23 protein-coding genes, 1 tRNA gene and 1 pseudogene are annotated in these 23,087 nt (G+C 70.9%); 13 read left to right on the plus strand and 12 right to left on the minus strand.

The features are described 5' to 3' along the window. Nucleotides 1-270: 270 nt before the first annotated feature. The 3 genes from H299_RS0113615 to H299_RS0113625 all read right to left on the minus strand — a co-directional run bounded on the left by H299_RS0113615 (nt 271) and on the right by H299_RS0113625 (nt 2,402). On the minus strand, nt 271-582 hold the full coding sequence (locus H299_RS0113615; protein ID WP_027748857.1) for a heavy-metal-associated domain-containing protein: 312 nt from the start codon (nt 580-582) through the stop codon (nt 271-273). Nucleotides 583-687: 105 nt separating this feature from the next. Continuing rightward, the gene (locus tag H299_RS39605; RefSeq protein WP_158692325.1) at nt 688-849 is read right to left on the minus strand and encodes a protein-tyrosine phosphatase family protein; all 162 of its coding nucleotides are present in this window, start codon (nt 847-849) and stop codon (nt 688-690) included. A gap of 101 nt (nt 850-950) precedes the next feature. After that, a complete protein-coding gene (locus H299_RS0113625) occupies nt 951-2,402 on the minus strand; it encodes an MFS transporter (RefSeq protein ID WP_027748858.1) in 1,452 nt (483 codons plus the stop codon). 201 nt (nt 2,403-2,603) lie between these two features. Here H299_RS0113625 and H299_RS0113630 point away from each other — a divergent pair, with 201 nt between their 5' ends. Further along, nucleotides 2,604-3,257, plus strand: a complete 654-nt coding sequence (locus H299_RS0113630) for a class I SAM-dependent methyltransferase (RefSeq protein WP_027748859.1) — start codon at nt 2,604-2,606, stop codon at nt 3,255-3,257. 34 nt (nt 3,258-3,291) lie between these two features. Here the strand turns inward: H299_RS0113630 and H299_RS0113635 are convergent, their stop codons facing one another. Beyond that, nucleotides 3,292-4,128 carry an AraC family transcriptional regulator gene (locus H299_RS0113635; RefSeq protein WP_051262438.1) on the minus strand — a complete coding sequence of 279 codons (837 nt, stop codon included), beginning with the start codon at nt 4,126-4,128 and terminating at the stop codon, nt 3,292-3,294. A 159-nt stretch (nt 4,129-4,287) separates the two neighbouring features. Between H299_RS0113635 and H299_RS0113640 the strand changes: the two genes are divergently transcribed. After that, nucleotides 4,288-5,760, plus strand: a complete 1,473-nt coding sequence (locus H299_RS0113640) for an MFS transporter (RefSeq protein WP_027748861.1) — start codon at nt 4,288-4,290, stop codon at nt 5,758-5,760. A gap of 67 nt (nt 5,761-5,827) precedes the next feature. Here H299_RS0113640 and H299_RS0113645 read toward each other — a convergent pair whose 3' ends face one another. Beyond that, nucleotides 5,828-6,304, minus strand: coding sequence for an SRPBCC family protein (locus tag H299_RS0113645; RefSeq protein WP_027748862.1), 477 nt, complete (start codon nt 6,302-6,304; stop codon nt 5,828-5,830). Between the two features lie 46 nt (nt 6,305-6,350). Here H299_RS0113645 and H299_RS0113650 point away from each other — a divergent pair, with 46 nt between their 5' ends. Next, complete coding sequence (locus tag H299_RS0113650; RefSeq protein WP_051262439.1) at nt 6,351-6,947, plus strand: TetR/AcrR family transcriptional regulator; 597 nt, start codon at nt 6,351-6,353, stop codon at nt 6,945-6,947. A gap of 72 nt (nt 6,948-7,019) precedes the next feature. Here H299_RS0113650 and H299_RS39940 read toward each other — a convergent pair whose 3' ends face one another. Next, nucleotides 7,020-7,889 (minus strand): choice-of-anchor K domain-containing protein, encoded by an 870-nt coding sequence (locus tag H299_RS39940; RefSeq protein WP_199782441.1) that lies wholly within the window; start codon nt 7,887-7,889, stop codon nt 7,020-7,022. Between the two features lie 593 nt (nt 7,890-8,482). Here H299_RS39940 and H299_RS0113660 point away from each other — a divergent pair. Then, nucleotides 8,483-9,073, plus strand: coding sequence for a TIGR03086 family metal-binding protein (locus H299_RS0113660; protein WP_027748865.1), 591 nt, complete (start codon nt 8,483-8,485; stop codon nt 9,071-9,073). A 97-nt stretch (nt 9,074-9,170) separates the two neighbouring features. Here the strand turns inward: H299_RS0113660 and H299_RS0113665 are convergent, their stop codons facing one another. Further along, nucleotides 9,171-10,595, minus strand: a complete 1,425-nt coding sequence (locus H299_RS0113665) for a DUF234 domain-containing protein (RefSeq protein ID WP_027748866.1) — start codon at nt 10,593-10,595, stop codon at nt 9,171-9,173. Nucleotides 10,596-11,147: 552 nt separating this feature from the next. On the opposite strand from H299_RS0113665, the gene H299_RS37575 reads away from it, so the two are divergent. From H299_RS37575 to H299_RS38325, 3 genes are all read left to right on the plus strand, one after another. Then, complete coding sequence (locus tag H299_RS37575; RefSeq protein ID WP_027748867.1) at nt 11,148-13,454, plus strand: type I restriction-modification system subunit M/S; 2,307 nt, start codon at nt 11,148-11,150, stop codon at nt 13,452-13,454. Between the two features lie 72 nt (nt 13,455-13,526). Then, on the plus strand, nt 13,527-13,754 hold the full coding sequence (locus tag H299_RS38320; RefSeq protein ID WP_078512713.1) for a hypothetical protein: 228 nt from the start codon (nt 13,527-13,529) through the stop codon (nt 13,752-13,754). A gap of 180 nt (nt 13,755-13,934) precedes the next feature. Continuing rightward, nucleotides 13,935-14,063 carry a hypothetical protein gene (locus H299_RS38325; protein WP_486587266.1) on the plus strand — a complete coding sequence of 43 codons (129 nt, stop codon included), beginning with the start codon at nt 13,935-13,937 and terminating at the stop codon, nt 14,061-14,063. Here H299_RS38325 and H299_RS40420 read toward each other — a convergent pair. The 3 genes and pseudogenes from H299_RS40420 to H299_RS0113680 all read right to left on the minus strand — a co-directional run bounded on the left by H299_RS40420 (nt 14,017) and on the right by H299_RS0113680 (nt 15,493). Continuing rightward, entirely contained in the window at nt 14,017-14,307 is a 291-nt protein-coding gene (locus H299_RS40420; protein WP_486587260.1) for a hypothetical protein, read from the minus strand. The genes H299_RS38325 and H299_RS40420 overlap by 47 nt on opposite strands. Before the next feature lie 62 nt (nt 14,308-14,369). Then, nucleotides 14,370-14,924 (minus strand): annotated as a pseudogene (locus H299_RS0113675) (FAD-dependent monooxygenase); the annotation flags it as partial. 77 nt (nt 14,925-15,001) lie between these two features. Then, entirely contained in the window at nt 15,002-15,493 is a 492-nt protein-coding gene (locus H299_RS0113680) for a MarR family transcriptional regulator (RefSeq protein ID WP_027748869.1), read from the minus strand. 87 nt (nt 15,494-15,580) lie between these two features. On the opposite strand from H299_RS0113680, the gene H299_RS34025 reads away from it, so the two are divergent. Beyond that, complete coding sequence (locus H299_RS34025) at nt 15,581-17,377, plus strand: DHA2 family efflux MFS transporter permease subunit (RefSeq protein WP_051262440.1); 1,797 nt, start codon at nt 15,581-15,583, stop codon at nt 17,375-17,377. 629 nt (nt 17,378-18,006) lie between these two features. Here H299_RS34025 and H299_RS0113695 read toward each other — a convergent pair. Then, a tRNA-Gly gene (locus tag H299_RS0113695) sits at nt 18,007-18,080 on the minus strand. Nucleotides 18,081-18,277: 197 nt separating this feature from the next. Between H299_RS0113695 and H299_RS0113700 the strand changes: the two genes are divergently transcribed. From H299_RS0113700 to H299_RS0113720, 5 genes are all read left to right on the plus strand, one after another. Next, nucleotides 18,278-18,457 carry a hypothetical protein gene (locus H299_RS0113700; RefSeq protein ID WP_027748870.1) on the plus strand — a complete coding sequence of 60 codons (180 nt, stop codon included), beginning with the start codon at nt 18,278-18,280 and terminating at the stop codon, nt 18,455-18,457. Nucleotides 18,458-18,515: 58 nt separating this feature from the next. After that, nucleotides 18,516-19,094: a dCTP deaminase gene (gene dcd / locus H299_RS0113705; RefSeq protein WP_027748871.1), complete on the plus strand. Its 579-nt coding sequence runs from the start codon at nt 18,516-18,518 to the stop codon at nt 19,092-19,094. A 15-nt stretch (nt 19,095-19,109) separates the two neighbouring features. Continuing rightward, the gene (locus H299_RS0113710) at nt 19,110-19,607 is read left to right on the plus strand and encodes a phosphoribosyltransferase (protein WP_027748872.1); all 498 of its coding nucleotides are present in this window, start codon (nt 19,110-19,112) and stop codon (nt 19,605-19,607) included. Nucleotides 19,608-19,697: 90 nt separating this feature from the next. Further along, nucleotides 19,698-20,075 carry a nuclear transport factor 2 family protein gene (locus H299_RS0113715; RefSeq protein WP_027748873.1) on the plus strand — a complete coding sequence of 126 codons (378 nt, stop codon included), beginning with the start codon at nt 19,698-19,700 and terminating at the stop codon, nt 20,073-20,075. A 187-nt stretch (nt 20,076-20,262) separates the two neighbouring features. After that, nucleotides 20,263-21,813: a ricin-type beta-trefoil lectin domain protein gene (locus H299_RS0113720; RefSeq protein ID WP_027748874.1), complete on the plus strand. Its 1,551-nt coding sequence runs from the start codon at nt 20,263-20,265 to the stop codon at nt 21,811-21,813. 131 nt (nt 21,814-21,944) lie between these two features. On the opposite strand, the gene H299_RS0113725 is transcribed toward H299_RS0113720, so the two are convergent. Further along, the gene (locus tag H299_RS0113725) at nt 21,945-22,928 is read right to left on the minus strand and encodes a Yip1 family protein (RefSeq protein ID WP_027748875.1); all 984 of its coding nucleotides are present in this window, start codon (nt 22,926-22,928) and stop codon (nt 21,945-21,947) included. Nucleotides 22,929-23,087 lie beyond the last annotated feature (159 nt).

Below are 23,087 nucleotides of genomic sequence, written 5' to 3' on the forward strand. Positions count from 1 at the left end.
GCGGGGCGGGCGGCACGGGCGGCTCCTGGCACGTCGGGGCGGGACCGCCCCATGATCACCGCCCGGACCCCGGATGGCCAGCGGTTATGCACGCGACCCGTCCAGCTGGGCCCCCGGCGGCCCGGCTGGACGCGGTGCTGGCGGGCGTCGGTGCCGCCGTCGACGCGGTGGGTGGCGCGTTCACGATGTGCTGCACGACGGTGGTGGCCAGCGCGGTGCGCGGTGCGTGCAGACCGGGGCCGCGGGGGCCCCGGTCGCGGAGGGGGCCGGTCAGGCGGCCCGCCCCTGGAACGCGTAGCCCGCGCCGTCCACCGCCGCGGCGATCCGCGCCTCGTCGGGCTCGCCCGCGGAGGTGACGGACACCCGGCCGGTGGCCAGTTCGATCTGGACTTCGCTGACGCCCTCCAGCTCACCGATCAGCGCCGTCACCTTGCTCCGGCAGTGGCCGCTGTGCACGCCGTCGACCTGGAAGACGGTGGTGACGGCCGGCTGGGCGGCGGGCTCGGAGTGGCAGCTGCCGTCCGTGGTGCAGCAGGACGAGGCGGTGGTGGTGGCTGCGGTGGTGGTGGTCGCGTCGGACATGGGATCACTCCTGGGGTGGCGGGGGTAGCGGGGACGGGACAAGAAGCATAAATACCCCTGGGGGGTATTAAAAATTGCTGGGTTCATGTATACCCCTGCCTGGTATCAAGTGCAAGTGCCGCCCCTCTCCCCGCCCTTGCCCGCCGCGATGCGCCGGGCGGCGGCGCTCAGCAGGCAGGCGGCCACGCAGCGCACCGCGGGGTGTGCCAGGGCGCGTGTCAGGGCCTCGTGGCCGGTGCGGCGTACGGGGGCGTTCTTCGCGGTCATGTCCTGCTCCTCTTCGTCGCGGGGAACGGCCGCTGCCGGCCGGGGGTCCGGCCGGCAGCGGCCCGGTCGGGGCGCGGGCCGGCTGGCGTACGCACGCCCGGTCAGCGGCTCACCGTCGGCTCCGTCTCGGCCGCGGGCGCCTGCGCGCCCTGCGCCGGGGACCGGCGCAGCGTGGCCGCCGCCAGGGCGGCGCCGACGGCGGCGATGCCCGCGGCGCCGAGGAAGGCGGCGGAGAAGCCGTCGGTGAGTGCGCCGAGGTCGCCCAACTCGTCGGCCCCCTGGGCGGCGGCGAGTGCGGTCATCGCGGCGAGGCCCAGCGCGGAGCCGATCTGGTAGCTGGTGTTGACGATGCCGGAGGCCAGGCCGCCTTCCTCGGGGCGCGCGCTGGAGATGGCCGTGCCGAGGGAGGGGATGAAGGCGAGCGACATGCCTGCCGCGGCGACCAGCGTGGCGGGGAGGACGTCGATCCAGTAGTCGCCGTCCGGGCGGACGAAGGACAGCCACAGCATCCCGGCCGCCAGGGCCGCCATGCCCGCCACGGTCATCGTCCGGGGGCCGAAGCGGTTCATGAACCGGGGCGCCACCACGATCATCATCAGCATCACCGCGCCCGTCATCGGCAGCAGCGCGGCGCCGGACTCGAACGCGCCCAGCCCCAGCACCTGCTGGAGGTAGAGGTTCAGGAAGAACCACATCGGCACCCACGCGCCGGCCAGCAGCAGCTGCGCCAGGTTGGCGCCCGAGAGGTTGGGTGTGCGCAGGATGCTCAGCCGCATCAGCGGCTCGCGGCGCCGGGCCTGCACGGCGACGAACAGTCCGAGCAGCAGCAGTCCGGCGGCCAGCACCAGCCAGGTCCGGCCCGCGCCCCAGCCGATCTCGGGGGCCCGTACGACGGCGTAGACGAGGGCGCCCAGGCCGACGGTGACGGTGAGCGCGCCCGCGATGTCGACCGAACCGCGGCGCGGCGGTGCGGTGGGCATCAGGCGCGGTATCGCGATCAGGGTGACCACGGCGACGGGGATGTTGAGGTAGAAGACCCACGGCCAGCTCGTGTACTCGGTGATGACGCCGCCCAGGAAGACGCCCGCGGTGCCGCCGGCCGGAGCCGCGGCGCCGTAGAGCGCGAACGCCTTGGTGAGTTCCCGGGGGTTGCCGCCGAAGAGCATCATCAGCAGCGTCAGCGCGGACGGGGCGATCAGCGCGGAGCCCAGGCCCTGTACGGCGCGGCCCGCCAGCTCGACCCAGACCTCGTTCGCGGCGCCGGCCAGCAGCGAACCGGCGGCCAGTACGACCCAGCCCGCGCTGAACACGCGCTTCGCGCCGAACAGGTCCGACAGCCGGCCGCCGAGCAGGAGCAGGCCGCCGAAGGCGATGACGTAGGCGTTGAAGACCCAGGACAGGTTGCCCTGGGTGAAGCCGAGATCGGCCTGCATCTCGGGCAGGGCCACGCCGATGATCGACGTATCCATGATCACCATGAACTGCGCCATGGCGATGAACGCGAGCGCTAGCCAGCGCCGCGGGTCGGGCGCGGTCGTCGGGTGCGTGGACATCTTCCTCACCTCATACTCCTGGGGGGTATTCTGCGAATGCAGCGGAACATACCCCAGGGGGGTATAGGAGTGCAATGGAGACGCCCCCGCCGCGGCGCCGGTCCGGGCGCCGGACCGTGTCGGTCGCGCGCCCCGCGGCGCGGCACGGCGCATCATGGGCAGCCGGGCAGCCGACCGCGACGAAAGAGCCGGGGACCGAGGATGAGCCGCCGTACCACCCGACACCCGCTCTTCGCCCGCTTCTACGCGAACGTCGCGGGCCCCGCCCTGGCCAAGGCGGGCGCCACACGGCACCGCGAGCGCCTCCTCGCGGGCGTCTCCGGCGAGGTCGTGGAGATCGGCGCCGGCAACGGCCTGAACTTCCCGCACTACCCGGCCGAGGTGAAGCGCGTACTGGCCGTGGAGCCCGAGCCGAGGCTGCGCGCCCTCGCCGCGCGCGCCGCCGCCGACGCCCCCGTACGCGTCGAGGTGACGGCCGGCCGCGCCGAGCGGCTGCCCGCCGCCGACGCCTCGTTCGACGCGGCCGTCCACTGCCTCACCCTGTGCTCGGTCGCCGATCCGCGAGCCGCCCTCGCAGAGGCGTACCGGGTACTGCGCCCCGGGGGCACGCTCCGCTTCTTCGAACACGTACGCGCCGACACGCCCGCCATGCGGCGCGTGCAGCGCGGGCTGGACGCCACGCTCTGGCCGCTGCTGTGCGGGGGCTGCCACACCGGCCGCGACACGCGGTCGGCCATCACCGCCGCCGGGTTCACCCTGGTCTCGGTCGACCGGTTCACCTTCCCCGCCACCCGGTTCCCCTCCCCGGCGGGCCTCCACATCCTGGGCGCGGCCGAACGCCCCCGCGCGGGCTGACCCGGCGGGCGCCCGGCGGGGTCAGGCGGACGGGTCAGGCGGACGGGTCAGACGGCGGCGCGTCCGCCCCGTCCGCCGCGTCGTCGCCGTCTCCCGTCAGGTAGCGCTTCGGGGAGGTGCCGACCGTCCGGCGGAAGGCCGCCAGGAACGCGCTCGGCGTCGTGTACCCCACCGCGCGGGCGACCTGGGCGACGGACCGGCCCTCGGCGAGCAGGGACAGCGAGGCCCGCAGCCGCACATGGGTGCGCCAGCGGTCGAAGCTCATGCCGGTGTCCTGGACGAACAGCCGGGTCAGGGTGCGCCGGCTCACGCCGATGGCCCGCGCGTGTGCGTCGAGGCCGCGCGGGTCGGCGGGATCGGCGAGCAGCGCGTCGCCCACCGCGCGCACGCGCGCGTCGACGGGGTGCGGCACGTCGATGGGCGTGGCCGGCAGCGGGCGCAGCAGGTCGAGGACCACCGCCTCGGCCCGCAGCCGCGCGTCGTCGGCGAGGTCCTTCCGGCCGAGGTGGGTGAACAGGTGCGCCAGCAGCCCGTCCACGGCGACCGGCGTGGGCTGCGCCCAGTCCAGGCCGCACCGGTCCGGTTCGAGGTAGAGGCTGCACAGCACCGCGTCGCGGGTCGCGCCCGTCCGGTGCACGACCCCCGCGGGCAGCCACAGCGCCCGGGTCGGCGGCAGCACCCAGTAGGTGTCGTCGACGGCGATGCCCAGCACGCCGCGGCGGGTCCACGCCAGCTGGTGCTGCGGGTGCCGGTGCGGGGCGATCCACTGCCCCGACGACAACGGGAAGTGCCCGACGACGATGGCGCCGACCCCGGTCGGGGCGGCTTCCGTCAGTATTTCCGCGGGATCTCCGGTGCCGGCGTCGACCATGCTGCGCAGCGTACGTCCTCAACGCGACACTACGTGGCCCCGTAGCGGATTGTGGCCATCGAGGCCTTCTGCGTAGCGTCGTGGCATGTCGATCATCCACCTGCACCCAGGGCGCCACCGCGGGACGTACGGGCCGGTCGCGGCCACCGGGGACACCGCATGACCTCGGCGCCGCCCGACGCGGGCCGCCGGGAGAACCGCCGGGACCGCCCGGAGAAGCACCGGGACCGGCGGCGGCCGGCGCTGATCGTGCTGTGCTTCGTGCAGTTCATGCTCGTCCTGGACGACAACGTGGTCAGCGTCGCCCTCCCCACCGTCCGCGACGACCTCGGGTTCGGCGCCGCGGGCCTGGCCTGGGTCGTCAACGCCTACTTCCTCGCCTTCGGCGGGCTGCTGCTGCTCTCCGGCCGCGCGGCCGACCTGCTGGGCCGCCGCCGCGTCTTCCTGTGCGGCGTGGCGCTCTTCGGCGCGGCGAGCCTGCTCTCCGGGCTCGCGCAGGAGCCCTGGCAACTGGTGGCCGGACGGTTCGCGCAGGGGGCGGGGGCGGCCATGGCGAGCCCGGCCTCGCTGTCCCTGATCACGCTCCTGTTCGAGGAAGGGCGGGAGCGCGCCAGGGCGCTGAGCGTCTGGGGCGGCGTCGCGGGTCTGGGCGGCACGCTGGGTCTGGTCATCTCCGGGGTGCTCACCGGCCTCGCCTCGTGGCGCTGGGTCTTCCTGATCAACCTGCCGGTGGTCGTGCTGGTCCTCGTGCTGCTCCCGCGCCTGGTCGAGGAGAGCCGGGCCACCCGCCCGCCGCGCCTGGACGTACCCGGCGCGGTGCTGGGCACCGGCGCCGTCCTGTCCCTGGTCTTCGGCCTGCTCCAGGCCGGGGAGACGGGCTGGGGCGACCGGGCCGTCGTCGTGCCGCTGCTGCTGTCCGCCGCCCTGGCCGCCGCGTTCCTGGTGGTCGAGTCGCGTACGGCCGAGCCGTTGGTGCCCCTGGCGTTCCTGGCCTTCCGCACCCGCGCCGTCGCCAACGTCGCGAGCCTGCTCTTCTCCGCCGCCTTCTACGCGATGGCCTTCCTGCTGATGATCCACCTCCAGACGGTGCTCGACTACGGCCCGTTGGGCGTCGGCATCGCCTACCTGCCCTTCTGCGCCGGAATCCTCACGGGCATGTGGCTCTCCTCCCACGCACTGATCCGCTTCGGGATGCGCTGGTCCCTCGTGACGTCCTTCCTGATCAGCGCGGTGGGTCTGCTGCTGCTCTCCGGTGTGGCACCGGGCGACGCCTACGCCACGGGCGTACTGCCGGGCATGCTCGTCACCAGCCTCGGCTGCGGCCTGAGCCTTCCTGTGCTGACGGTCGCCGCGGTCACGGGCACCACCGAGGAGAACGCCGGGCTGGGCTCGGCCGTCCTCACCTCCGTCCAGCAGATCGGCGGCGCCGTGGGGTTGTCGGCCCTCGTCGTCCTCGCCGCACGCCACGGCGACGCCCCGGACGGCTCGGCCGCGGCGCTGGAGGCGGCGACGGACGGCTACTCGGACGCGCTCGCCGTCGCGGCCGGGCTCGTCCTGCTGGGCGCCGCCGTACTCGCGGCCCTGCTCCGGAACCCGGAGACGCGGAAGACGGCCGAGGCGCCCCGTACGTAGCGGGCGGGTAGCTCCCCGGCCGCGCCGTGTGCCACCCGGCTCACCCCGAGTGGCCCGACGCCACGCTTCAGCCCGTTCCGGTACGGCCCTGCGGCGGGTACGTGCGGGCCAGTTCGGTGGCCAGGCGTCGCATGACGCGGCGGTTGGCCCGCCGCATCGTGCCGCGTACGGCCGGTGCCAGCAGGCGTTCGGCGAGCGGCGCGTGCGTCCAGGCGTACGTGAAGGAGACGCGGCTGCCGCCTGCGGGCAGCGGCTCGATGGCGTAGGTGCCGTGGCCCACGCGACGGCCGCCCGCGCTGACGTTCCGTTCGACGAGGCGCCGCGGTGCGGCGGCCTCGACGACCTCGATGGCGACTTCGGTCGTTGTGCCGCCCAGCGCGGCCGTGACGATGGCGCTCGATCCGACGCCGCGTGCGGGGCCGCCGTAGCGCCAGTCGGTCAGGTAGTGGTCGGTGAACCGCTCGTGGTGGGCCATGACATCGAGGAAGTCGTAGACCTGCTCGGGCGTCTGCGGTACGTCGGTCGACACGGTGACAGACTTCATGTACCACACGGTACACAGCAGGTGTACCGATTGGTACACTCGCGGCGTGGCAGCTGCGAACGGTTCCCCCGCCGCCCCCGGGGCCGAGGCGGACGGGGGTCGGCGCGCGCAGCTGCTGAGCGCCGCCGTCGACCACGTCGCGGCACACGGCATCGCGGACCTGAGCCTGCGCGCCCTGGGGGACGCGATCGGCGTCAGCCACCGCATGCTGATCCACCACTTCGGCTCCAAGGAGCGGCTGTTCGCCGAGATCGTCCTGACGTCCGAGCAGCGCCAGCGTGACCTGCTCATCAGCCTCCGCCGGGACCCCGGCCTCGCGCCCGTCGACGCCGCGCGCCGCCTCTGGCAGCATCTGGCCGACCCCCGACTGGCCGGCCAGGAGCGGCTGTTCTTCGAGGTCTGCGGATACGCGCTGCGCGGGCGCCCCGAGGCGGTCCCCGTCCTCGAAGGGCTCGTGCACGACTGGCTGGAGCCGCTCGCGGCAGCCGAGGCCGCGGCGGGGGCCGACCCCGCCACGGCCCGGAACCGCGCCAGGCTGGGGCTCGCCACCGTCCGCGGCCTGCTGCTCGACCTCCTCGCCACGGGCGACCGCGCCGGAGCCGACGCGGCCATGGAGGAGTTCCTGCGGCTCTACTACGCCTGAACCGCGCGGCACTCAGGGCGCGGTCCGGCCGGTCGCGCCGACGGTCTCCGCCGCGCGCCGCACGCGGAAGGGTCAGGGAGCGGCGTTGCCGTAGGCGTAGCGGGCGATCACGGTGCCCTTCCGGTTGCGGATCTCGGCGACGTCACCCGCGTCGTTCCAGATACCGCTCCTGCGGCCGAAGGAATGCCCGCCCCAGGCCGGGTGCACCTCGTCGGTGTAGACGCGCACGGGGATTCCTGGGGTGAGCGCGCCGGTGCCTGCGGGGAAGACGAAGTCCTGCCCGTCCTGCCCCGCGTTCACGACCCAGCCGTCCGCCGGGGCCATGGCGGCGGACCGGTTGACGATCTCGATGTACTCGTCGGCCTGGGTCCGGGCGACCTCACCCTTGAAGCGCACCGTGCGGATCGCGATGTCGAGCCGGTCACTGCGTACGAGGACGGCCCGCAGCTCGACCGTACGGCTCTGCCCTTCGGGGATGTGGACGGCGTCGGCGGGGGGTTCGTCGCGGCCGGTCGGGAAGCCGCAGAGCGAGAGGGTGTAGGGGACGCCGTCGAGGGTGACGGTGTCCCCCGTGGGATAGCGGTGCACCACCACCGTGTCGTCGCTGTCCTGCTCCTGGTCGTTGACGGAGTTGTAGTCGATGTAGGGGGTGAACGTCTGGGACGGGCCGCCTTCCACCTCCAGTTGGATGTCCAGGCGCATCGGGCAGTGCTCCAGGGCACCGGCTCCCTCGCGGGCGAAGTTGTCGATGGTGACGGTGCCCACGGTGAACTCCCGCCCGTCCAGCGGCGCCTCGGTGGTGGCACCGGTGAACTTCAGTCCGGCGGCGCGGCCCTCGGCGTCCGGTTTCCCCCAGGTGATGTGGTCGGACCGGTACCCCTGCACATTCTCCGGAACCACCATCACCAATTGCCAGATCGCGGACGTGGTCACAGTGGGCATGGGTTTTCCCTTTCCGTCGTGCCGGTATCGGCCGGTGTGCGGTGCTGGGCATGCTGAATTCCCGCGCGGTGGCGGAAGGTGTGCTCGCGAGATCCTCGAAGCCGGGCTCTGCGGTGGCGCTCGGCTTTCGGTGATCGCACCAAGGAGAAATTGCTTCTCGTCTGCGAAACGCCCCGCATCGGGGGTGCCCGACCACCGTAATTCCGGACCGTGCCGACTGGGCAGAGCGGAACGCGCCAGCGGAACGGGGCGCGGCGAGCCCCCTTGCGGGAGCCGCCCGGGCCGCCGGGCGCCACGGGCGGTGTGCCGCGGAGTGTCCGCTGTGGCGCCCGCACCGCGAGAGTCGAACAGCTCGCCGACACCCCCGCGTCGGCCCACCCGGGGGACGCCCCCCGACCGGCCCGTCGAGATGTTTCCCGGCCACCTCACCCCCTGCCCGCCCGGACAGGCCCTGGCCGATGAGGAACCGAGAACACCAGTACCCCTCGGGCGTGTTCGGGCGGCGGGCCCGCCGGGCACCGGTTCGGTGCCGCTGTCAGACGCGACGGCTAGCGTCTGTGCGACAGATCCCGAGCAGAGGAAGACAACGCCTCATGACTCCGACCGCCGGAAGCACCGATCCGCGACCGCAGCTGAGTTCCGCGCTGGACCAGACCCAGCGCCAGATCGACGCCCTCGGCGCCGAGGACCTCGGCCGCCCGACCCCGTGCGGCGACTACGACGCCGCGACGCTCCTCGCCCACCTCGTCGCCGTGCAGCGCAAGCTCACGGCCGTCGGCCGCGGCGAGGCGACGCATACGGTGACCGACCCCGCCACCGACATCACCGGCGGGTGGAGCGACGCGTTCCGCAGGGCCCGTACGGCCTTCGAGCAGGTCTGGTCGGCCGATGCCCTGCTGGACCGGAGCTGCACCCTGCCCTGGGCCACCCTGCCGGGCCGCGAGGTGCTCGACGCCTACACGCACGAGTTCACGGTCCACTCCTGGGATCTCTCCCGCGTCACCGGTCGCGCGGACGACCTCGACCCCGCCCTGGCCGAGGCGGCGCTGGCGTGGTTCATGACCTACGAACCCGCGGAATCCCGTAGCGACGGCGGACAGTTCGGCCCCGCCGCCGAGGCCGGCCCCGACGCGGATCTCTACACCCGCCTCGCCGCGTACACCGGCCGCCCGGTGCCCCGCTGAAGCACCCAGGGCACCGAGGGGGTGCTCGTCCGTCCTCGTTCTGTGCTGCGGATCGGGGCTCCGGAACCGGCATGCAGTGGCACGGCCGGGCACAGATTCAGGCCCAGGCGTCATGGAGATCCTCGGGTGTGAGGGTGGGGACGTCGGCTGTGCAGCCGCTGCGGGTGACGGCCAGCAAGGGGGTGGTGTCGTCGGCTCCGGGAAGCTGGGAGCGGTGGGTGAGGAGTTGGGCGAGGTCTCGCTCGTCGAAGGGCTTCTTCTCCAGCCACTTGATCGAACCCACCAGGGTGATCTTCTTCGCGATGGGGGAGCGGTCGGCGCCGACGATGTCGATCTCCGGGTCGTTGGTGCGGGTCCAGTAGCCGCCGATCGCATGGGTGCCCGCGGGCAGCTGTCCTTCGTCGGAGCCCAGCCGCCACAAGGCTTCGCGGAGGACGGGTTCGATGGCCCTGCCCCGCCAGGACGTCCAGCCGGCGCGGATGGCGTCCAGGACGCGGTCACCACGGCCGCGTTCGACCGCCGTGATGCCAGGGCCGATGAAGGAGAGCCAGAAGCGCAGGTACGGATCGGCGGGGCGATAGCGAGTCTCGCGGCTGGGTCTGGTGGAGAGGGGCAGTTCGGCGGCGACCATGCGGCGGGAGGTGAGGAGATCCAGCGAACGCGAAACGGAGCTGGGGTTGATGCCGCCGGCGGCTCTGCCGATCAAAGTGAAGGTGCGTTCGCCGTGGCCGATGGCGCCCAGGACGGTGCGAGCCTGCGCCTCGGTGGGAAACTCGGCAGCCAGGGTGCGTTCGCCGCTGACGAGCAGGGCGGACGTCGGTCTGCGCAGGGCCAGTTCGAGGTACTCCCACAGCCCGGCGCCGTGCGGCCATTCCTCCAGGATGAGCGGGAGCCCGCCGGAGATCAGAAAGGCGTCGAAGGCTTCGGCGGGCGGCAGATCAAGCATCGAGGCGACCTCTGCCGGATTCAACGGCGGCACGACCATTTCGGTGCCCCGCTGGTAGAAGGGCCGCCCGTAGGTGTTGAGCTGCTCCATCATGGTGATGTCGGAGCCGATGAGGATGAGCAGGACGGGCAGCTTCGACAACGTCCGGTCGAACGCCTTCTGCAGCGCGCCTTCGAAGGTCGGGTCCTCGCGTACGAGGTAGGGCATCTCGTCGAGAACCACCACGCTGGGCGAGTCGGCGGGCAGCACGGAAGCGAGCATCGTCAGCGCGGCGTCCCAGGTCAGCGGGGCGGCGAAATCTCGGAACCGCGGCGCGTCGGGTAGTGGGGAGGCTGTCATCTCGGCGGCGAAGCCCGCCAGATCTTCCTCGCGAGTACCTCCGACTGCCGTGAAGAACACGTGCGGCAGCCCGGCTTGCTCCAGGAACTCCTCCACCAAGCGGGACTTGCCTACCCGGCGCCGTCCGCGGATCAGCACGGCACGCCCCGGACGCCCGCTGCGCCCGCCGGTCTTCACCGGACGCAACAGGTCGTCCAGAATTCCGAGCTCGACGCGGCGTCCAACGAATCCGTTCATGGGCAGTCCGCCTCCACAGTGCACCGCTTGATACTTCTTTTCAAGATACTCTCATGAATAGAAGTATCGGAGCCTAACAGAGCGTGGTGCTGGTGGTGTGCGGCGTTTCTAGCGGTATGTCCCTGGGTGCCGGGGCCGCGAGGACCGACGAGGTGAAGGCGGGCGCGAGGTCTCTGGAAGCCGTATTTGACCGCTGTTCTCCGCTCCGAAGGGCACGGATGGGGCGGAGCGCCCGAGAGGCTGGCAGCTCCCGCGAACGGCGTGCCTGTCCAGCGGTCGGCACCTGCGCGCAACTGACATGCGGGAGGCTGGCTCCGAAGTTCTGTTAACCCACATTTCGGTGAATCTGAGCGAATGGTCCGATCGAAGGAACGTTGCTGGGTCAACTCTCAGGCTCTCCTCGCCTCCGCGGTGGTTGTGGCGGGGGTGGGTTCCCTACCACTCCGCCACAGGAGTCAGGTGAGCACTGTGAATGCGCGTTTGTCCGTGCGTCTACTTCCTCCTACGCTCCTCGCATCGGAAGCGCGTCAGACCCAACTCGGAGGATTCGTCATGCAGGTGACGCACGATGAACAAACCGGTCTTGTCACCCGAACCCAGATCGCGGAGCGCGCGGGCGTGAGGCGCCCGGCTGTGTCGAACTGGGCCCGTCGACACAAAGACTTTCCCATCCCTGTGCGCTCCGGTGATGCAGAGCTCTTCCATGAGGCTGAGGTCGCGCAGTGGCTGATGAACCGCACCATTCCTCAATCGCAGTTGCGCGACGGGGAGCAGGCGGGAACCACCTACGCCGACCGATTCCACCGGATCAGCGCTGACCGACGGCCTGCGGCGCCGAAAGCCGCAGGGAGGCACGCTCAGTCCATGGGGATCGAGGACAGGAGCGCCGTCGATCAGCTGATGGGTCGACTCGCAGACCGGGTCCGAGGCCCGGCGACGATGGCGGACTTCGTGAATCTCTGTCTCATCGTGATGTACGTACGACATGCGGAACCGGAGCAGTGGCGCCGGATCGAGGGTGCCATGTCGGCAGGTCAGGGGGCCCGAGACGTGCAGTTGTTGCTCCGTTCCCTGGGTGACGTTGCCCAGGACACGCTGCGTCGGAACGGCGACCGCACTGACATGCGCAGCAGCTTGCTCCAACTGGAACCGCGGAGCTGGGACGACCTCACCACGGCCGTACGGACGGCGGCAGGCACAGGCATTGGCGCGTTCCAACTCGTGTGGGAGTCGTTCAGCTCTCGGGAAGGGCTGCAGAGCTCGGAGTTCTGCAGCCCGGTAGGCCTGGCCTCGTTGTCCGCGGCACTCGTCCTGACCCCGGGACGGACGACCACGGTGCTCGACCCCTACATGAGAGGCGGAGAGATGCTGGCGGCTGCCTACCGGCACACCGGAGACGCGACCGTGTACGGCGAGACCCTCGACGGGCGGCTGCAAGCGGTCTCCAGTCTGTATCTTCTCCACCTCGGTGTGCGGCCGAAGCTGACCAGCATCCGGTCCGACCGATGGCCACCGAGCCGCGAACACGGTGTTGACGTGGTGCTGACGAACCCTCCGTTCAACATGAGCGATGCACCCGGCCCCGGGCGGCGGACGGGAAACTGGCCGTACGGATCGCCGCCGCAGGGCAATGACAATTTCGCCTGGGTGCAGTACGCCCTCGGCGCGCTGGTACCTGGCGGTCGCGCAGTGGTGGTCATGCCGGTCAAGGCGGGCAACTCGGTGAATACCGCCGAGCGTGAGATCCGCCGCGCCCTTGTCCGTGAGTGGGCTGTGGAGTGCGTCATCACGTTGCCATCCCATCTGTTCTCCGCGACGCCCGTGCCGGTTTCCCTGTGGGTGCTGCGAAGAGCGGAGCACCCGGTGCGGGAAGGCATCCTGTTCGTCGACGCCCAGGAGTTGGGGACGAAGGTCCGGCGGCGGCGCGTGCTGCAGGGCACGGATCGCGACGCGATCACGGCTGTGGTCCGCCCGTGGTTCGACGGAGAGCAGCGCCCGGCCGACGAGTACGCGGTGCGTGCTGCCGAGCGAGGCTTCTCGGCTGTCGTCGTGGCCCGCGCAGTTGTCGCAGACGAGGAGTGTTCGCTCCGCCCTGCCGACTACCTGGGAAGCGGAAATTACGGCGCTGCTCCGGTCCCCGCCCAGTTGCGCGAAGCCGGCGTGGCGGCGGAGCATGCGGACATGCTCCGCCTGCAGGAGCAGCAGCGGGCGATGGAAACAGGAAACGGCTACCGCACGGGTTCGGGACCTGGCGGCTGGACTGAGGCAGTGCTCGAGGACCTGTGTGAGATCCGACCCGGTCCGTCATACACCCGCCTACCAGCAGAGGCACGCACGGTAGACGCCGGAATCCCGCTTGTCTTCCCGCAGGATCTCGTCGAAGGGAAGATCGCGGACGAGGCCCGGCACCGCGTGCCGTGGAAGACGGCCGAGCGCTTCAAGAAGTTCGAGTTGCTCCCGAACGACATCGTCTGCGTGCGCACGGGCGCACAACAACGACCCGCGCTGGTCTCCGGCCCGCAGGCTGGCTGGCTGCTCAGCTCGAACGTGATGCGCCTGCGCGTACGCCCGGAAGCTGAGATCGACCCCCTGTACCTCCACGCCTACCTGGGCCTCCGGTACGCGCGCGAGTGGATGTCTCACCGTGCCGCAGCCACAGCTGCCCCCTCGCTGAGCTCTTCGGCTCTGAACCATCTTCCCGTGCGCTTTCCGCCGATCGGGCAGCAACGGATGAGCGTGGATCTTCTCGCTGGGATTGGCCGACGCGCCGATGCGTACGCCTCGTACGTCTCGGCACTTGTTCGGCTGCGGGCCGAACTCGCCGAACACCTGCTGCACGGTTCGGTCGAGCCGCTGTGACGGCCCGCCACCGCTGACCTCCACTGTCCGTCCCTCCTTTTCTCGCTCGTGCCCCTCGAAAGGATCAAGTCCATGCCCGAATCGACAGCCCGTTCCGGACGTACGTGGCAGTTGTGGCTGGCGCTTTACGTAGCCTGCTCGATGGTGGTCGGCCTCGTCGTGAGCCATTTGGTACTCGGGTCAGGCGTTGGCGCCGCTGATGCCGTTCTGGCAGGAGGAGGCGGCTTCGCGACCTCCTTCGCCCTGTGCCTCGCACTACCCGCGGCCGTGCGCGAACTCAAACGACAGAACTGCACCTGAGGCGCCGAAGATCTCGGACTGGGACTCAATAGGGTTGTCCTGTAAGGGATCAGAGGGGAAACAGCACGTGGCACTTCCGAGTACATACACGCCAGAGTTCCGTGAGGAAGCGGTCCAGATGGCGTTGAAATCCAGCAAACCATTGCATCTGTGGCCCGGGAACTTGAAGTGAATCCCGAGATGCTTCGCTCCTGGGTGCGTCGGCACGAAGCCGACCACGGAAGGCAGTCGGAGTCTCTTGCTGTCGATGAGCGAGCCTGGCTCAAAGAGCTCGAACGCCGCGTCCGGGAAGTTGAGATGGAAACGTAATCCTAAAAAATGCGCCGCGTACGTGTGCCCGGAACGGAGGTGGCTGCCGGTATAGGTCGGTAGACATCAATGGTGCTGCACAGGTGATGAGGGTTTGGCCCCTCGGAGTCGCTCGGCGGAAAGAGGCTCCAAACCGCCTCCTGCCGCGCGGGCGCAGCCGGGGATCGGTGCTGCGGAAGTAGACGTCGCAGTGGTCCGTCTCCGGACCGACGGTCGGCACGGTGATGGCTGTGCTGCGCCGCACCGCGCTGCCGGCGCCGTCGCAGCCGACGACGTAGCGCGCCCGTATGGCGACTCCTCACCGGTCGCCATGTCGGTGAGCGTCGCCGAGACCGTTCCGTCCGGCAGCTCGGTCAGCTCCCGGAAGGAGGTGCCGGTGCGCAGTTCGACCAGCGGCTCCTCGCCCGCGCGCCGTAGCAGCAGCCCTTCCAGGAGGTTTCCGGGCAGCCGCTGGTAGGGCTCCAGCGGGCTGGTGCCGTCGTTCTGCTCGGAGATGGCCGCGAACACGTCGTCGACGGACGGGTGGGTCCATTCGTCGACGGGCGGCTCGGCTAAGGAGCGGAACCACTGGAAGTTGAAGGAGTGCCGTGCGGGGAGCCCGTGGACGCGGATCTCGTCGGCAACTCCCAGACGGCGGAACAGCTCCGTGCCGCGGCCGTTGACGAAGTCCATCTTCGGGTGCAGCGACGGTGTGTCGTGCCGTTCCACGAGGAGGCTGGTGACGCTGTGGTGCGCCAGTTCCAATGCGAGTGTCGAGCCGACCGGACCGGCCCCGACGATCAGGACCGGGACGGGCGCTTCGGCGGAAGTATGCCGTTTTCCCATGGTCCGAACTCTGCCGAGGAGCGGGACGGCGCACATCGCGCGATCGCGCGATCCTCCCACCGGGCCCTGCGTGGGCACGGCGGCGCACCCGGTGCGGGCCCGGCGGGCGAGGGTCAGGCCGTACGGCGTCGCAGGTCGTCGGCGAGCCCGGGGAGGGAGTCGCTGAAGGAGCGCAGATAGTCCAGGACTGTCTTCAGCTCCTCCTCGGTGTGCGCGGAGCACCAGGTGTCGAGGGCGTCCAGGACAGGTGTGTACAGCTCACCGGTGCGCTCCCGCTGGGCGTTCTCCGGGTGGATGATCACTTTGCGCCGGTCGTCCGGATCCTTCGCGCGGCGGGCGAATCCCGCCTGTTCCAGGCGGTCGACGACGCCGGTGACTGCACCCGTGGTCAGTCCGGTCAGCTCGGCCAGCCGGCCAGCGGTGAGCGGGCCCGCGTGGTCGAGCACGCCGAGGCAGAGCAGGTCGGTGCTGCCGATGCCGAGCCGGGCCGCGACGGCCTGGTCGACCAGTGCTTGGCGGGTGGCGGCCGTGCGCGTCTCCCGATAGATCGACCGCGTCAGCTCCCGGCGCTGCGGGCCTCCCGTGTGGTGCCGTGTGTCGCGCAATGCTGTTGCACATCCCTCACGAAGTAAATATCTTAGAAACTAAGATAATTTGATCTGCACCGGCTGTCCCCGAAGGGATGCATCAGCATGAGCAGTGAATCAACACCGGCGTCGCCGCCGCCCGGGGCCCTGGAGCGTGATGAGGGCGGAGGGCGGGCCACGGGCGTCCTGGCCGTCGTCCTGATCGCGGTGTTCGTGGACGTCCTGGACGCCAACATCGTCAACGTCGCCATCCCCGCCATCCAGAGCGACCTGGGCGCCTCGAACGCCGCGATCCAGTGGTCCCTCATCGGATACACCCTGCCCTTCGCCCTGATGCTCATCACCGGCGGGCGGCTCGGTGACATCTTCGGCCGCCGGCGCCTCTTCCTCATGGGAATGGCGGGATTCACCCTGGCCTCCGCCTTATGCGGCTTCGCGGCCTCCCCGGAGATGCTGATCGCCGGACGAGTCGTCCAAGGTTTCATGGCGGCCATGATGGTGCCGCAGGTGCTCTCGATCATCGCCTCCACCATCCCGCCCGCCAAGCGCGGCGGCGCCTTCGCCCTCTACGGAATGATCGCCGGAACCGCCAACGTCAGCGGCCCCATCCTGGGCGGCCTGCTGCTGAAGGCCGACCTGTTCGGGCTCGACTGGCGACCCATCTTCCTCGTCAACCTGCCAGTGGGAATCTGCGCCTTCATCATGGCCGTGCGCCTCCTGCCCGAGAGCAAGAGCGAGAAGCCGCTGAAACTGGACCCGCTCGGCGCCGTACTGATCACCGGCGCGCTGCTGGCCATCCTCTACCCCCTGCTCCAGGGACGGGAGATGGGCTGGCCCGGATGGGGCTGGGTCCTGATGGTCGCGGCACTCCCGGTGATCGCGGCCTTCGTCCTGTGGCAGCGGCGCAAGCACGCAGCCGACAGCTCCCCACTGGTGCCGCCTGCCCTGTTCCGGTTGCCGGGCTTCAACGCGGGGCTCGTACTGATGCTCACCTTCCTGACCGCCATTATCGGCTTCTTCCTCATCCTGACTGTGTACCTCCAGCAGGGACTGGGGTACTCACCGCTTTCGGCGGGCGCCGCCAGCCTGCCGTGGCCCATCGGAGTCACCCTCGCGGCGATCTTCATCAGCAACGCGGGCGCCGCGCCGAAGCGGATCGTCGTCACGCTGGGCGCCCTGGGCATGGTCGCTGGGCTGCTCATGCTGATCGGCACCATCCAGCTGGCCGACACCGGCATGAGCGGCTGGTATCTGATCCCCTCGCTGCTGGTCGGTGGGCTGGGAATGGGCCTGGTGATCGCGCAGGCGACCAACGTCAGCCTGCTGGACGTCCCCACTTCCGGCTCGGGCGCCGCCTCCGGCGTCTTCAACGCCGTGATGCAGGCGGGTGGAGTCGTCGGTGTCGCCCTCATCGGCGTCCTGTTCTTCGGCGCCGTCGGCAGCCAGGCCGGGTCCGGATCGGCCGCGGTGGAATCGGAGCTGCGGGGCGAGATACGCGCGGTCTCTGTCGAGGGCGCGACGCAGGACCGTGTCCTGGCCGGCTTCCAGGCCTGCCACAAGCAACAGATGGACGACCAGGAGGGCGTGGCGGCCCAGCAGGACTGTGCCGGAGCACTGGCGCCGGTGCCCGCCGAGGCGCGGCCAGCCGTCGGCCAGGCCCTCGCGGATGCCTCCAAGGATGCCCGCGCCCACACGTACACCGACGCGATGCAGCGCACCCTGTGGTGGAACGTCGGCCTGCTGGTGCTCGTCACCGCGCTCACGGCCCTGCTGCCGCGCGGCAGTTCCGCGCCGGAGGACGGCGAGCAGGCCCAAGGCAAAGCCGCGCAGGATGAGGCCACCGGGGGAGTGGCCCCCGCGTCGCAAGTGCCTGCTCAGCCGGGTAAGGCCGCCCCGCGCTAGGTGCGGACCTGAGCCACACAGCCGACTGGGTCGAGAGTCCTCACAGATCCTGCGGAAGGTCCTTCTCCGCCCTCCGGGCCGAAAACGTGCGCCTAGCGGATGTCGCCCGCGAGCTGCACCTTCACCCGACTGATCTGAGTGACCTCATCTTCGACCTGGTCGTCACCGCCCAAGATGGCGGAGGGCGCCACAAGGGAACTACAACAGCCCCTGCCTGTCGGGCCGCTCATGCGCTGAGCCCGAGATTTGCGCGGGTGACGGAGCCTTCCTGCCCGAATGTGCGGCGCACACCACGCAAAGTCTTTCGCGGTATGCGAGATACTCGGTCGCCGCGCCACTTGCAGTGGTGCGGCGACGCTCGTCCTAAGGGCTGTCCCGTAATCCGCGGTGGATCAGCGCACGGCGTCAGATGCGGTGCCCTGCAAGGCGGAGGGTCGTCCTCATACCGGGCCGTATTCGGACGATCCGACAACGCGGCAGGGGACCGTAGCTGGCGTCGTGCGCCCGCCGGGGATTACGGGACGGCCCTTAGCAGCGGATTTCGCGGACTTGGGGCCGTGGAGGGCGCGACCATCCGTGACAGGTCTGGACAACAAGCAACCCCCAGGTCGCTGACCTGGGGGTTCGGGTGGAGCGGGCGACGAGAATCGAACTCGCGCTATAAGCTTGGGAAGCTCATGTTCTACCATTAAACTACGCCCGCGAGGAGACGATCTTGGATCGGCTCGTCGCCGGATACTCTACCTCATCGCGGACCCCTGGCGCACTCGGCGCAGGGGTCTTCGTGCTGCTGGGAGAGGGCGGGGCGTACGGTGGCAGGTGTGGGTGCCGGGTCAGGTGGCGGGTGACTGATCCCCTAATGTGGCTTTTGTCGTTCACGTATCTGGGGAGAGGGAATCGATGGAGTACACCGTCGTCCGATGTGCCGAAGGGCACAAGTTCAGCACCTCGACGTTCCCGATGCAGAATCTCGGCGCCGACCGGATCGGCCCCGGCCGGTTGCTGCGGTGTCCGCGGTGCGCGCGGCTGCGGCAGGCCGTGCCGGTGCCCGTGCCCGTGCCGACCGCGCCCCGCCGGTAGCGGCGTGCGGGCGCCGTCCGATTGGGTCGCGCCCGCCTGCTGCGCGTAGTCTCGGGCCGTGCTTCTCTCTGACAAGGACATCCGGGCCGAAATCGATACCGGCCGGGTGCGGATCGATCCGTACGATCCGGCCATGGTGCAGCCGTCGAGCATCGATGTGCGGCTGGACCGCTACTTCAGGGTGTTCGAGAACCACCGCTATCCGCACATCGACCCCGCCGTCGAGCAGCCCGAGCTGACCCGGCTGATCGAGCCGAAGGCGGAGGACGAGCCGTTCATCCTGCACCCCGGTGAGTTCGTGCTGGCCTCGACGTACGAGGTCGTCAGCCTGCCGGACGATGTCGCCTCCCGGCTGGAGGGCAAGTCCAGCCTGGGGCGGCTGGGGCTGCTGACGCACTCCACGGCGGGCTTCATCGATCCCGGCTTCTCCGGGCACGTCACGCTGGAGCTGTCCAACGTGGCGACGCTGCCGATGAAGCTGTGGCCGGGGATGAAGATCGGCCAGCTGTGCCTGTTCCGGCTGTCCTCGCCCGCCGAGTTCCCGTACGGCTCGGAGCGCTACGGCTCGCGCTACCAGGGGCAGCGCGGGCCGACGCCGTCGCGTTCGTATCTCAACTTCCACCGTTCGCCGATGTGAGTGCAGGGGAGTCCGATGAGTGAAGAGCGCGAGAACCTCACGTACCCCCTCTTCGGAGAGGCCGTCCGGGACCTGGCCCAGGTCATCGCGGACGACGGCTACGAGCCGGACATCATCCTCTCCATCGCGCGCGGCGGCCTGTTCGTGGCGGGCGGCCTGGGGTACGCCCTGGACGTGAAGAACCTGCACGTCATGAACGTGGAGTTCTACACCGGGGTGGGCGCGACGCTGGACATGCCGGTCATGCTGCCGCCGGTGCCCAACGCGGTCGACCTCAGCCGGAAGAAGGTGCTCGTCGCCGATGACGTGGCGGACACCGGCAAGACCCTCAAGTTGGTGCACGACTTCTGCGCCGAGCACGTCGCCGAGGTCCGCAGCGCGGTGATCTACGAGAAGCCGCACTCGCAGGTGAGGTGCGAGTACGTGTGGAAGCGCACGGATCAGTGGATCAACTTCCCGTGGTCGGTCGCGCCGCCCGTGGTGCGGCGCGACGGGCAGGTGCTCGACGCCTGACGGGCTCGGCTGCTCGGTTGTACGCTCGGCCGCTCCGTCGCTCGGCCGCTCCGTCGCGCGTTGTCAGTGGCGGGTGGCAGGCTGTGCACCATGGAGCCGAGTGAGGTCATCGAAGCGTTGTGGGCGCGGATCGAGGCGCGTGACTGGGTGGGCGTCGGCGAGCTGATCGCGCCGGACGCGGTGGTGGAGTGGCCGATCACGGCCGAGCGGATATCCAGCCGGGCGAACTTCGTCGCGGTCAACAGCGAGTACCCGCAGGGCTGGTCGATCCGGGTGCTCAGGATCGTCGCGGCGGGCGAGGAGGTCGTCTCCGAAGTCGAGGTGCCGCACGTCGAGTTCGGCGTCTTCCGCGCCGCTTCGTTCTGGACGGTGCGCGAGGGCCTGGTGGTGAGCGGGCGGGAGTACTGGACGAGTCCGGGCTCGGAGCCATCCCCGCAGTGGCGGGCCGCCTACGTGGACCTGGCCTGATCCGGACCGCGCGGGCCCCGGCCCGATCCGCGGCCGGTCACGCACGGCCGGCCACGCGCGGCGGTCGGCCGTACGGGCGCACTTCCCCCCTCGGCGTACGGTCACCCGCGCGGGGGCTTCCCAGTTCTCTTACCTGCAAGTAGAACCGCGGGTAACAGTAACTGTCCGCCGCGAGGGGAGTCACCCCATGGCACGTGCGAGACCTGTGGCAGCGACCATGACGGCGCTGGTGTTGGCATGGGGCGGAGGTGGACTGCTGAGCGCCCCCGGGGCCGCGGCTGCCCCCGACCCCGTCGGACGGGAGGGCGGCGGAGACCGCGCCGGGGGCGCCCGGCTCGTGCAGCCGCTCTCGCCGGAGCTGGAGAAGATCCGCGCGGAGCGGGCCGAGAAGCTGTACGGAGACGCGCGGCAGCGGCCGTTGGCGGACCGCAAGACCTCGCTGATCTCCCTCGGGGACAGCGAGATCTCCGGTGAGGGCGTCGGCACCTACGAGCCGGGCACGGACGGCCCGGACAACTGGTGCCACCGCTCGCCCGACGCAGCGGTCCACCGTACGGGCATCGAGGCCGACGTGACGGTCAACGTCGCCTGTTCCGGGGCCTCCACGGCCAACATCCGGATCGGCGGCACCCCGCAGTTCGCCGACGAGCTGGTGCAGAGCGACAGCCTCGCCATCCAGGCCCGGAACACCCGGCTCAAGCAGGTCGTGCTGGTCGCGGGCGCCAACGACGACCTCCAGTTCGGGCCGGTCATCACGGACTGCGTGGTGCGCTGGTTCACCCTCCAGGGCCCCTGCGCGCCCAAGTACCAGCCGGGCTGGCAGGGGCGGATCGACGGGCTGGTGCCCAAGGTCGAGCAGACGGTGCGCGATCTCAAGGCCGTGATGCGGGACGCCGGTTACGCCGACGGCGACTACCAGCTGGTCGTCATGGGCTACCCGAGCCCCATCGGCCCCGACATCAAGGACAACCCGGACTACCCCGGCAAGCTCCCCGGCGGCTGCGCCGGATACACCAGCGACGCGGGCTGGGGCCGGGACGCGGCCGTGCCCGCCTTCCAGAAGGGCATGCGGACGGTCGCCGAGCGGACGGGCGCCACCTACCTGGACGCCTCACGCCTCTTCCACGGCCACGAGGTGTGCATGGAGCAGACGTACGCGCGCGGGCTGTACGTCAACCTCACCAACCCCTTCCCGCCGGACGAGAATTCGGTCCGGCAGTCCTTCCACCCCAACGAGCGCGGGCACGGCGCCTTCGCCACCTGCCTGACCCGTATCTACGCCTCGGACGCCCGCGAGGCGGCCTGCGCCGACCCGGCGGGCCGGGGCGAGCCCAAGCTCTACGAGCTGGCCTGGGACGACGTGTTCGCCCCGCTGCGCAACACCGCCACCGGCAGCTGTGTGGACGCGGACGGCGCGAGCAGCCGCAACGGCACGGCGGTACGCGGCTGGGCGTGCCACGACGAGCGCAACCAGGGCTGGTGGCACGACCCGGACAACGGGCAGATCTACTCGGAGCTGACCCACGACCGCTGCGTCGACGTGCCGGAGAGCGCGTACGAGGCGGGGGCCGAGCTGGTCCTGTGGGACTGCCACGGCGCGGCGAACCAGCGCTTCGTGCGCGAGGGGGACACGCTGCGGCCGTCCGAGGCGACCGGGCTCTGCCTGACGCTGGGCGGGGCGCGGGAGCCGGTGCGGCTCCAGACGTGCGACGGCTCGGGCAGCCAGCGGTTCGCCTGACGGCACGGCACGGCGCTCGCCCGACAGCACGGCACGCACCGCGTTCGGCGAGCGGAGAAACGGGGGCGGGTGGCGCCGGCGGCGCCACCCGCCCCCTCCGCGTGCCGGCGCCGCGCGGGCCTGCCGCCTGCCTACAAGGTGCCCAGCTTGACCAGGAACAGCAGGGCGAGCAGCTGGATCGCCGACGCGCCCAGGGCCTTCGGCCACGGCAGGTCGTGCGAGCGGCTCACCATCAGGGCGAACAGCGCGCCCGCGCCCAGCCAGGTCACCCAGCCCAGTACCTGCACGAGGGGCGCGGTGCCGCCGAGGAACATCGCGAAGATCAGCCGGGGCGCGTCGCTGAGCGACATGATCAGCATCGACAGGCCGATCGTCGGCGCCCACAGGCCGTTGCCGCCGAACTGCCGTGCCAGCGTGTGCGTGACCGCGCCCAGGATCAGCCCCATCACCGTGATCGCGATGCCGGTGCCGATGACGTACTGGAGCGCGTTGGTCAAGGTGGCGTCGAGGACGGTCTCGCGGGCCTCGTCGAGGCCGAAGACGGCGAGCAGCCCGTAGAGGAAGGTGGTGACGACCGCGGGGCCCCAGACGGGGTAGTCGCGCATCTGCCAGAACGTCGCGCTGGGGCGCAGGACGATGCCGCGCAGCAGGTCCTTCCAGTGCAGCCGGGGACCGGCGGGCGGGGCGGGGGTGTTGCCCGCCCCGTACATGTTGCCGTCCGAGTAGCCGTCGCCGTAGCCGTCGCCCTGCGGGCCGTACGGGTCGTGGACGCTGAACGCCTGGGTGTGGCCCGCGCTGTCGGCGTACGGGTCGGGACGGCCACCGCCCTGCTGGGCGTAGGGGTCGAAGTACTCCGGCTCGCCGTGCCCGCCCTGGCCGCCGCCGTGCCCACCGTGGCCACCCTGGCCGCCGCCGGCGGGGGGCCAGCCCTGGCCGTACGGCGGCTGGGGCTGCGGTTGCCCCTGCCCGTACGGACCGCCGGGGCCCGCGCCGGGGCCGGGCCCGCGCCCGTACGGCCCCGGGCCGGGGTCCTGCCTCGGTCCCTGCGGCGGGCGCTGCCCATGCTGCTGTGCGTTCCGGGAGTCCCGGTTGCGTCCGATCCTGAATCCAGCCACCCGTCGAACGTACCGCGTCCGGCGGGGTTCGGTGCGGCGGCCGTAAGGAATGGCCGGGCATCGCCGCTGACCTGTGACATCCCTTAGGGTCTCTCGTTTGGATCTCGTCGGGCTCGCGTGCCCTGGCGGCGCACCTCGCCGCGTTGTCGTCGGTCACCG

The organism is Streptomyces sp. CNH287, assembly GCF_000424825.1.

What these genes read in the sequence shown, in the direction of transcription:
- H299_RS0113615 (WP_027748857.1), bottom strand. Translation starts at nt 582, where the DNA reads ATGTCCGACGCGACCACCACCACCGCAGCCACCACCACCGCCTCGTCC.
- H299_RS39605 (WP_158692325.1), bottom strand. Translation starts at nt 849, where the DNA reads ATGACCGCGAAGAACGCCCCCGTACGCCGCACCGGCCACGAGGCCCTG.
- H299_RS0113625 (WP_027748858.1), bottom strand. Translation starts at nt 2,402, where the DNA reads ATGTCCACGCACCCGACGACCGCGCCCGACCCGCGGCGCTGGCTAGCG.
- H299_RS0113630 (WP_027748859.1), top strand. Translation starts at nt 2,604, where the DNA reads ATGAGCCGCCGTACCACCCGACACCCGCTCTTCGCCCGCTTCTACGCG.
- H299_RS0113635 (WP_051262438.1), bottom strand. Translation starts at nt 4,128, where the DNA reads ATGGTCGACGCCGGCACCGGAGATCCCGCGGAAATACTGACGGAAGCC.
- H299_RS0113640 (WP_027748861.1), top strand. Translation starts at nt 4,288, where the DNA reads ATGACCTCGGCGCCGCCCGACGCGGGCCGCCGGGAGAACCGCCGGGAC.
- H299_RS0113645 (WP_027748862.1), bottom strand. Translation starts at nt 6,304, where the DNA reads ATGAAGTCTGTCACCGTGTCGACCGACGTACCGCAGACGCCCGAGCAG.
- H299_RS39940 (WP_199782441.1), bottom strand. Translation starts at nt 7,889, where the DNA reads ATGCCCACTGTGACCACGTCCGCGATCTGGCAATTGGTGATGGTGGTT.
- H299_RS0113660 (WP_027748865.1), top strand. Translation starts at nt 8,483, where the DNA reads ATGACTCCGACCGCCGGAAGCACCGATCCGCGACCGCAGCTGAGTTCC.
- H299_RS0113665 (WP_027748866.1), bottom strand. Translation starts at nt 10,595, where the DNA reads ATGAACGGATTCGTTGGACGCCGCGTCGAGCTCGGAATTCTGGACGAC.
- H299_RS37575 (WP_027748867.1), top strand. Translation starts at nt 11,148, where the DNA reads ATGCAGGTGACGCACGATGAACAAACCGGTCTTGTCACCCGAACCCAG.
- H299_RS38320 (WP_078512713.1), top strand. Translation starts at nt 13,527, where the DNA reads ATGCCCGAATCGACAGCCCGTTCCGGACGTACGTGGCAGTTGTGGCTG.
- H299_RS38325 (WP_486587266.1), top strand. Translation starts at nt 13,935, where the DNA reads ATGCTTCGCTCCTGGGTGCGTCGGCACGAAGCCGACCACGGAAGGCAG.
- H299_RS34025 (WP_051262440.1), top strand. Translation starts at nt 15,581, where the DNA reads ATGAGCAGTGAATCAACACCGGCGTCGCCGCCGCCCGGGGCCCTGGAG.
- H299_RS0113700 (WP_027748870.1), top strand. Translation starts at nt 18,278, where the DNA reads ATGGAGTACACCGTCGTCCGATGTGCCGAAGGGCACAAGTTCAGCACC.
- H299_RS0113710 (WP_027748872.1), top strand. Translation starts at nt 19,110, where the DNA reads ATGAGTGAAGAGCGCGAGAACCTCACGTACCCCCTCTTCGGAGAGGCC.
- H299_RS0113715 (WP_027748873.1), top strand. Translation starts at nt 19,698, where the DNA reads ATGGAGCCGAGTGAGGTCATCGAAGCGTTGTGGGCGCGGATCGAGGCG.
- H299_RS0113720 (WP_027748874.1), top strand. Translation starts at nt 20,263, where the DNA reads ATGGCACGTGCGAGACCTGTGGCAGCGACCATGACGGCGCTGGTGTTG.